This is a genomic window from Alphaproteobacteria bacterium (assembly GCA_004295055.1).
GTDB lineage: Bacteria > Pseudomonadota > Alphaproteobacteria > SHNJ01 > SHNJ01 > SHNJ01.
Map to the genome: position 1 here is coordinate 23,101 of SHNJ01000016.1, position 9,656 is coordinate 32,756.

Genomic DNA, 9,656 nt, shown 5'->3' on the forward strand with positions numbered 1-9,656 from the left:
TGGTACTTCGCTGTCTCAATCCCTAGATGTTGTGTTTCTTAGAAATGATTGAAAAAACAAAGAAATTAGCCTTTTTGCGCGCTTTGCCAATACTATTAGTATTGCTTGTTGCCTTCTCTGCAACCCCTGCGCAAGCCCGTTATTCCCATATTATTTTCGATGCTTACACCGGAAAAGTGCTGGATGAGAAATATCAGCACGAACAACGCAAGCCAGCATCGCTGACCAAAATGATGACCGCGTATTTGACTTTTGATGCGATTAACAAAGGCAAATTGACCTGGGATCAACAATTGTCCGTGTCAAAACGCGCCGCGCGTCAACCGCCATCTAAATTGGGATTGAATCCTGGCGACACCATTTCCGTACGCAATGCGTTGCTCGCGATTATTACCCGTTCCGCAAATGACATGGCCGTTGTCTTGGCCGAAGGCATTGCCGGAAGCGAGGCAAAGTTCGCATCGCAAATGACTTCGCAAGCCAAAAAATTGGGCATGACCCGCACCGCATTCAAAAACGCATCGGGCCTCCCGGCACGCGGCCAAGTCACCACCGCGCGCGATATGGGCGTGTTGGGCCAAGCTTTGATTCGCGATTTTCCATCCAATTATAAAATGTTCAACACCGAACAATTCGTTTATCGCGGCGAAGTCATCAATAATCACAACCATCTTTTGGGCAATTACCCAGGCCTGGATGGTATTAAAACCGGCTATATCCGCGCATCCGGGTTCAATCTGGTTGCATCCGCCGAACGCAGCGGCCGCCGTTTGGTTGGCGTTGTAATGGGCGGCAAATCCGCCAACTGGCGCGACATTCAAATGCAACGGCTGCTGGATAATAATTTTGAAAAAATCGGCGTGGCGCGCGCTTATGCATCTTACCCGGTACCTACCGCCATGATTAGCTCCCGTTCCGACAGCGAGGATATGCCTGACCGCATTGCCAACGAAGATTATACCGCCGCCAATGAACCGGCTGGCGATGCCGCTGATACTCCAGCGCCGATCAACCCCGCAAAACAAGTCAGCGCCCTTGCGCCCGTCAATTACCCTGCGCCCGTATCGGAACCTTCTTCCATTTCCGACAGTTCCAATAGCTGGGGAGTACAAGTAGGTGCCTTCAATTCTATGAGCAAGGCTAAAACCGCAGCCGCAAAAGCACAACGTTTGCATGCCTTGCTGAAGGTAGCTACCGTTGATGTAGCACCCCTTGCCAAGGGCAAAAAACGCGTCTACCGCGCGCGTTTGATCGGCTTGACGGAAAATGATGCCAATACCGCCTGCTCCACCCTGAAAAAGCAAAAACGGGAATGCCAGATCGTTTCGCCAGAAAAACTCGCCGCCAACTTCTAAACGATTTCCACTTCGAAACAGTATTGTCCTAGTCTGCCGGCGCAATCTTTACCATCTGCTAACTATTCTGTCCTAGAGTAAAGGTCCAACCTTTTATTCCTTCCTCTATTATGGCTTCTGTAACCTATATCAAACGATATGACGAAGACGGATTTTGGTCAGATTCCAACGACCAATATCGCGGCAACCCGCCTATGATTCGGGCCATGGATAATGGCGCCTGGGTAGGAGTTGGCGTATTCGACAGCGCACGATCTTTCGAAGGTGTAGTTCCGGATCTGGACTTGCATTGCCAGCGGTCCATTCTATCCACGCAGCGTCTGCGCCTGACCCCGCCGGTGGATGCACAATATGCGATTGATATTTGCCATAAATCCATCGCCAAATTTCCCAAAGACGCGCTGCTTTATATAAGACTGGAATTCTGGGCCGCCGAAGGAATTATTCCCGCCAATCAAAGCAAAATCAATTTTGCGGTCGTTACCACCGAAGTGCCCTGGGCCGGCGATACTTTTACGGCTTGCGTTTCTTCGTACCGCCGTCCCGATCCGCGCACCGCGCCAACCAATGCCAAGGCGAACGCGCTTTATACCAACATTCACCTTGCCGGCGTCGAAGCCAAGGAAAAAGGATTCGATACGGCATTAATGCTGGATCTGAATGACAATGTTTGCGAATTTGCGGTAGCGAATTTGATTTATGTCAAAGGCACAACCGTCTATACGCCGAAACCCAGTGCTTGTTTTTTAAATGGGATTACGCGCCAGCGCGTCAGCGGGTTGCTGGCCGATGCCGGATATAGAATCGAAGAAAAAGTCACGAAATTGCAGGATTTGATGGAAGCGGATGAAGTATTTTCCACCGGCAATTTATTCAAAATCCGCGCCTGCACAAAATTGGAAGATCGTTTATTCGATCCGGCCCCTGGCCCCGTTGCCGCGCACGCGAAGAAATTATATTGGGATTTCGCCCATGGGCGAATCCAATCGAAAGCCAAAATTATTATCTAGGCGCAGGCTTTTTTGCCGCTGCAATCCATCGTTGGATAATCGGTATAGCCTTTTTCCGTGCCTCCATAAAATGTATCGCGGTCATATGGCGTTAATTTTGCGCCAACCTTAAACCGATCAGCCAAATCGGGATTGGAAATAAGCCAACGGCCAAACGCAACCGCATCGGCCACCCCGCTGGCAATAGCCCGATTCGCGGTTTCTTGGGTATGTCCGCCGGCAGCGATCAAACAAGTTTCCGGTCCAATTAATGGTTTAAACCGGTCCAATTCTATATCTGTTTCACTACTCGGCTTATCGCTGGAACCTTCCGTGCGGGGTTCGACCAGGTGAATATAGGCCAAATGATATTCGCGCAACCGTTCGACAACATACGAATACTGGGCCCAGCGATCGGAAGGATGAATATCGCCAAACGTGCCGGATGGCGATAAACGTATGCCAACCTGGCGGGAATCCCATTCGCGCAACACGGCGCGGACGACTTCCAATGTCAGACGCGCGCGGTTTTCAACGCTGCCGCCATAAATATCGGTGCGGTGGTTGGAACCATCGCACATAAACTGATCCAGCAAATATCCATTGGCCGCGTGAATTTCTACGCCGTCAAAACCGGCCAATTTGGCATTGGCGGCCGCATGGCGGTAATCTTCGACGATTTGCGGAATTTCATCCAGCGCGAGGGCGCGCGGGGTAACGCGATCCTTCATTCCGTTTGCGGTCGGCGCCTGGCCGCCCGGAGAGATCGCCGACGGAGCCACCGGTAACGCGCCGCCCGGCAATAAATCCGGATGCGACTGACGGCCGACATGCCATAATTGCAGGAATATTAAACCGCCTGCCTTGTGCACGGCGTCGGTTACCAATTTCCAACCTTCGATTTGCTCGGCCGTATGAATCCCCGGCGTCGCATAATACCCGTGGGCCATTGGATTAATCGGGGTGGCTTCGGAAATAATCAACCCGGCGCCAGCCCGTTGCGCGTAATATTGGGCATTCAATTGCCACGGAATATTCCCGGGCATCTTTGCCCGCATCCGGGTCAGTGGCGCCATAATGACGCGGTTTTTTAAATTGAATTTGCCAAGTTGCAGAGGATTTAAAATAGGATTTTGCTGGGTCATACATTCAGATATATGAGCAACTCTGTAAAATTCAAGCCTTTCCCACAGATGATCCACAGCTTTACTGCTTTGTATAAGGCTGCTATTATTTGCGGTCTTTATTGGAGTTATCTATGAACGCAAAAAATGCCGCCCAAAATGCCACCACCGAAATCCATGCCGAGGATTATCGCGCCGTGCGTTTGGCCAAGGCCGAAAAATTGCGTGAAATGGGCATTAACCCCTACCCTTATAAATTCGTGCGCAGCCATACCGCGCAACAATTGCAGGATACATACAAGGATCTGGCCGCCGGAACCGAAACCGCCGATGTGGTTCAGGTTGCCGGGCGCATTATGGCGTACCGCAATTCCGGCATGTTTATCGATTTGATGGATGAAACCGCAAAAATTCAAGTCTTTGCGCATAAAGATAATTTATCCGCCGATCAACTGGCGATCCGCGATTTACTGGATATCGGCGACATGATCGGCGCTACCGGCACTATCCGCCGCACGCCGCGCGGCGAATTATCGGTCAAAGTGCAAACTATTACCGTTCTATCCAAAGCATTGCATACTCTGCCGGAAAAATATCACGGTCTGTCGGATGTCGAAACGCGTTACCGCCAGCGTTATGTCGACCTGATTATGAATGAAACATCGCGCACAACGTTGCGTAACCGCAGCCGCATCGTATCGGCCATGCGCCGGTATCTCGATGAAAACGGATTTATGGAAGTCGAAACGCCAATGCTGCACGCGATCCAGGGCGGCGCGTCGGCAAAGCCGTTTACCACGCATCACAATGCGCTGGATTCCAATTTCTTTCTGCGCATCGCGCCGGAATTGCATTTAAAACGCCTGATCGTTGGCGGTCTTGCCAATGGCGTGTATGAAATTAATCGCTGCTTCCGCAACGAAGGTATTTCGATCAAGCATAATCCGGAATTCACCACGCTGGAATTGTACCTTGCCTATGCCGATTACAACGACATTATGACGCTGACCGAAAATATTATCGCGCATTGCGCCAATACGGTTCTGGGCACCACCAAAGTGACTTATCAAGGCCGCGAAATCGATTTTAAATCGCCATGGCCGCGCAAATCCATGACCGATTTGGTTAAACAAGAAACCGGCGTCGATTTCATGACGATCACCGATCCCGCCGCCGCACGCGCCGCCGCCGATAAATTGGGCGTATATGTGGAACCAAAATCCAATTGGGGCCAAGTGGTCGCCGCCATGTTCGACGCCAAAGTCGAAGCGACCTTGGTGCAACCGACCCATGTGATCGATTTACCAAAAGATATTTCGCCGCTGGCCAAAGTTCATCGCAGCAATCCCCTGCTGACGGAACGGTTTGAATCTTTCGCCAATGGATGGGAAATCGCCAACGCGTTTTCGGAATTGTCCGATCCGGTCGATCAACATGACCGGTTTGCCGAACAAATGAAACAACGCGAGGAAGGCGATGCCGAGGCGCAAATGATGGACGAAGATTATGTCACCGCGCTGGAATATGGCTTACCGCCCACCGGCGGACTTGGCATCGGCATCGACCGGATGGTGATGTTGTTGACCGATTCCGCCAGCATCCGCGATGTGATTGCATTCCCGACCCTGCGGCCGAAGGCGTAAAAATTACCGACAAATAAAACGCTAAATTTCCTAGCGGTTATGGGTGCTTTCTCTCCGCAACCAATTTAGCGCCGTGGGATCCACCATATCTCTAAGCGGCGGTCTTGTACCGTCATGATAATCCGGCCCAACGTCAGTTTTTTGATGCAACTCTAAACGATAATCTGGGCCTTCAGAATCTGAAGCGCGAGGACCTTTACTCATCTTTTTCTCCTGTAAAAATTGTTTCTATTATTTTGTTTTTACTATTTTTATTAAAAATGTCATCTGTAAATTTTGCACACCCCGATCGATGAAAGATTAGAAGCACTATATTTTATCTTTTATTATCAAATAGTTATTGTGTATATTGAGTGATCTGGGCGAAGCCGGGGAAAAATTAAACAGCATGGACAAAAAGAAAGGGGCGCAAACCGCGCCCCTTTCCGATAACGAATGCAGGTGGAATTAGAAACCCATTCCGCCCATGCCGCCGCCACCGCCGCCATGATCATGGCCATGCGCTTCTTCTTTTTTCGGAAGATCCGCAATGACCGCTTCGGTGGTGATCAATTGACCGGCAACGGAAATCGCCGATTGCAAAGCGGTACGAACCACTTTGGTCGGATCGATAATGCCTGATTTCACCAGGTCGGTGAATTCGCCTTTGTACGCATCCCAGCCAAAGTTGGAATCTTTGCCTTCCAGCACTTTTCCAACGATAACCGAACCGTCTTCACCGGCGTTTTCAGCAATTTTACGCAATGGCGCTTGCAACGCGCGGCGAACGATGTCGATGCCTGCGCGCTGATCGTCGTTGCTGATTTTCAAGGAATCCAAAGATTTGGACGCTTGCAACAACGCAACGCCGCCGCCCGGAACGATGCCTTCTTGAACCGCGGCACGGGTTGCGTGCATCGCGTCTTCAACACGGTCTTTGCGTTCTTTCACTTCGACTTCGGTCGCGCCGCCGACACGGATTACCGCAACGCCGCCAGCCAATTTGGCCAAGCGTTCTTGCAATTTTTCTTTGTCGTAATCCGATGTGGTTTCTTCGATTTGCGCTTTGATCTGATCTACGCGCGCTTCGATTTCGGCTTTTTTGCCGGTGCCATCGACGATGGTGGTTTCTTCCTTCGTGATGATCACTTTTTTAGCTTTGCCCAACATGTTCAAGGACACGTTTTCCAATTTGATGCCCAAATCTTCGGAAATCAATTGGCCGTTGGTCAGAATCGCAATGTCTTCCAGCATCGCTTTGCGGCGATCGCCGAATCCAGGCGCCTTAACCGCAGCGACTTTCAAACCGCCGCGCAATTTATTGACCACCAAAGTCGCCAAGGCTTCGCCTTCCACGTCTTCAGCAATGACCAATAACGGTTTGCCGGATTGCACGATGGCTTCCAATACTGGCAGCATCGCTTGAAGACCCGACAATTTTTTCTCGAAAATCAAAATGAATGGATTTTCCAGTTCGCAGGTCATTTTTTCGGCGTTGGTGACGAAATACGGGCTGATATAGCCCCGATCGAACTGCATGCCTTCGACGACATCCAATTCGGTTTCCATCGATTTCGCTTCTTCGACGCTGATTACGCCTTCATGGCCGACTTTGTCCATGGCTTTGGCCAGCATGTCGCCGATTTCTTTATCGCCGTTCGCCGAAATCGTGCCGATCTGGCTGATTTCCTGATTGGTCGATACTTTCTTCGACATTTTCGATAAACGCTCACACACCGCTTCGGATGCCATATCCAAACCGCGGCGCAGGTCGGTCGCATTCGCGCCGGCCATGATGTATTTCATCGATTCTTGCATCAAAGCGCCAGCCAAAACGGACGATGTGGTGGTGCCATCACCGGCCGCATCGACGGTTTTGCTTGCCGCCGCTTTAATCATTTGCGCGCCCATATTTTCATACGGATCGGCCAATTCGATTTCTTTGGCAACGGTTACGCCGTCTTTGGTCGACCGTGGGTCGCCAAAGGATTTTTGCAATAATACGGTTCTGCCGCCCGGTCCAAGCGTGGAAGCGATAGTGTTCGCCGCTTGCAATGCGCCGGATAGCAATTTTTGACGTCCGGCTTGGCCGGAATGAATTTGTTTAGCCATTAGGATTCTCCTTTAAATAACGTTATTAGGCGGCTTTTTTCTTGGAACCGGAAGTTTCAATGATGCCCATGATATCGGATTCTTTCATGATCAGATATTCGGTGCCATCCATTTTCACTTCGGTGCCGGACCATTTGCCGAACAAAATGCGGTCGCCCGCTTTAACATCCAACGGCACTAATTTGCCGCTTTCATCGCGGTTGCCGGTGCCAACGGAGACGACTTCGCCTTCCATCGGTTTTTCTTGGGCGCTGTCCGGAATAATGATTCCGCCCGCGGTTTTAGTTTCCGACTCGACGCGTTTTACGAGAACGCGGTCATGTAACGGTCTAAATTTCATGAGCACTGCTCCTTTTCGGTAGGTTAAGAATGAATTAAAAGCATACGGTAATAGGGCTTTTGGAGAGTTTTTAGCACTCCGCCCAAACGAGTGCTAAACATTTAGGAAACAAAATTACTAGTGTCAATGGCTCAAACCAAAAAAATACGTAATATTGTTTCTTTTTTTCGTATCTACAAAGGATTATCCACAGATATGGCTAATTCATTGTAAAATATAGATTGTTACTGTAACAAATCTCCCTTCTTAAGCAATTTTTATCCTTTTAGCGTCATACTATACGATAGGGTCAAAGTATGAACCCATTTTTGTGCACAGACAAATTATGTTTGTGCGCGAGACACTTATAGACGCAGGAGGTGTCCCGAGTGTCGATGACGGTCAACAGTAACCAAGCCGCAAGTATTGCCTTGCGGTCGCTGCAGCGGTCGCAGAACGCGATGGAGCGCGCGCTGACACGACTGTCGACCGGACAAAATGCACCGAGCGCGCGTTACGATGTTGCCGGTGTCGCCGTATCTTCCCGCATTCGCGGCGAAATAGTTGCCCTGCAAAAATATCAGCAGAACGCGCAACAAGCAGTCAGCATGATGCAAATCGCCGAAGGCACGTATCAGCGCGGTCAGGAAATGTTGACGCGCATGCGCTCATTGTCGGCACAGGCGCAAAGCAGCAACTTGTCGCAAGTGGAGCGCGGCATGCTCGATACCGAGTATCAACAAATCAAGGAGGAAATCACGCGTCTAGCCGTTAGCAGCAGTTTTGGAGGAACGCTGCTGATGGATGTCGGCAATATGAGTTTCGATTTTGCCGGCTTGAGAAGTTACACCGTCAGCAACGGCGCCACAGCCAACGGCAGCAGCCAACTTGTCGACTTCAACGGTGACGGCATACTCGATGTGCTTTTATTCAACAGTCTTGCCGGTAACGTCACCGTCGCCTATGGCCACGGAGACGGCAGCTTTGATAACGAAGTCGTATTAACCGCCACTGGCCTATCCAGCCCAACTTCCACCGTTGGCGATTTCGATGGCGACGGAAGAATGGACTTCAGCACATACAACGGCGCCACAATTACCATTTGGCGCAATAACGGCGATGGCACCGTTTCCAGCATGAACAGTTTTGCGCTGGGCGCCGTGCCAGCCATGGTCGCGGGCGACATCAACGGCGATGGCATGGCCGACTTTGTCACCCGCAGCGGTGCCAACATCACCGTCTATACCGCCACCGGAGGAGGCAATTTCTCGACCACATCCTATACTGCCGGAATCACCGCAAGCAATATCGCGCTGGCTGATATGAACAACGACGGCACTTTGGATCTGATTTTGAATAGCGCAACGCAAGTTCAAATCATGAGCAGCAATAGCACCGGCGGATATAGCAACGGCTCGCTGTTCACAACTGGTGCCAACACATTTAACGCACGTGCTGCAATCGCAGATTTTGACGGGGATGGATTCCTTGATGTCATTTATGGAAAAACCGGCGGCAACATCGAAATCATTCGTAACCTGGGCAACGGCAATGTGGGCACTGGCGTCACCATCAACGTTGGGTCCGCAACCGCAATCGGCAACGTTTGCGTCAGCGATATGAATGGCGACGGCATTCTGGATCTATTCACGTCGTCTACCGTCAACTCGTCGGTATATTGGATGCAAGGAACCGGTTCGTTCACTTTCGGCGCGGCACAAACGACGTCGATTGCCGGCACATTCAACGTCAATATTATTTACGGCGATCTGAATAACGATGGACGTGTCGACATTTTAAACCGCAAACAGCTGAGCATGCAAAGCATTCTAAACAACAGCACCAGCGGACTTGAAAGCACTATCCGTGTCAGCAGCGGCATTGCAACATCGGATAATATCGGCTTCCGCATCGGCGCCATGCGGTTAAATATGCTGGCGCAAGGTTTGGAATTCAGCATGATCAATTCCATCGGCGGGGCAAAACGCGCCGAGCAAATGATCAAAGCCGCGCTGAATCAGTTGATTTTATTCCGTACCAGTGTCGGCTCCACAATCAACCGATTGGAAAAAGTTCAGGACAATATTTCATCCATGGTCGAAAATCAGGAAGGAGCGCGCAGTTCAATCGCGGAT

The 9,656-nt window shown here is 50.6% G+C and carries 7 protein-coding genes; 4 read left to right on the top strand and 3 right to left on the bottom strand.

Features of this window, described 5'->3' with window-relative positions:
- Positions 1 to 26: 26 nt before the first annotated feature.
- Positions 27 to 1,355, top strand: coding sequence for a D-alanyl-D-alanine carboxypeptidase (locus EYC62_04395; protein TAH35439.1), 1,329 nt, complete (start codon positions 27 to 29; stop codon positions 1,353 to 1,355).
- 110 nt (positions 1,356 to 1,465) lie between these two features.
- Positions 1,466 to 2,365 carry a branched-chain amino acid aminotransferase gene (locus EYC62_04400; GenBank protein ID TAH35440.1) on the top strand — a complete coding sequence of 300 codons (900 nt, stop codon included), beginning with the start codon at positions 1,466 to 1,468 and terminating at the stop codon, positions 2,363 to 2,365.
- On the opposite strand, the gene EYC62_04405 is transcribed toward EYC62_04400, so the two are convergent.
- Complete coding sequence (locus tag EYC62_04405; protein ID TAH35441.1) at positions 2,362 to 3,489, bottom strand: alkene reductase; 1,128 nt, start codon at positions 3,487 to 3,489, stop codon at positions 2,362 to 2,364. The two genes, EYC62_04400 and EYC62_04405, sit on opposite strands and share 4 nt — an antisense overlap.
- A 113-nt stretch (positions 3,490 to 3,602) precedes the next feature.
- On the opposite strand from EYC62_04405, the gene lysS reads away from it, so the two are divergent.
- Positions 3,603 to 5,111: a lysine--tRNA ligase gene (gene lysS / locus EYC62_04410; GenBank protein TAH35442.1), complete on the top strand. Its 1,509-nt coding sequence runs from the start codon at positions 3,603 to 3,605 to the stop codon at positions 5,109 to 5,111.
- Positions 5,112 to 5,558: 447 nt separating this feature from the next.
- Here the strand turns inward: lysS and groL are convergent, their stop codons facing one another.
- Both groL and EYC62_04420 read right to left on the bottom strand, forming a co-directional pair.
- On the bottom strand, positions 5,559 to 7,202 hold the full coding sequence (gene groL, locus EYC62_04415) for a chaperonin GroEL (GenBank protein ID TAH35443.1): 1,644 nt from the start codon (positions 7,200 to 7,202) through the stop codon (positions 5,559 to 5,561).
- Between the two features lie 25 nt (positions 7,203 to 7,227).
- Positions 7,228 to 7,542, bottom strand: coding sequence for a co-chaperone GroES (locus EYC62_04420; GenBank protein ID TAH35444.1), 315 nt, complete (start codon positions 7,540 to 7,542; stop codon positions 7,228 to 7,230).
- A gap of 374 nt (positions 7,543 to 7,916) precedes the next feature.
- Here EYC62_04420 and EYC62_04425 point away from each other — a divergent pair.
- A partial coding sequence (locus EYC62_04425) for a hypothetical protein (GenBank protein TAH35445.1) occupies positions 7,917 to 9,656 on the top strand: 1,740 nt, incomplete at its 3' end.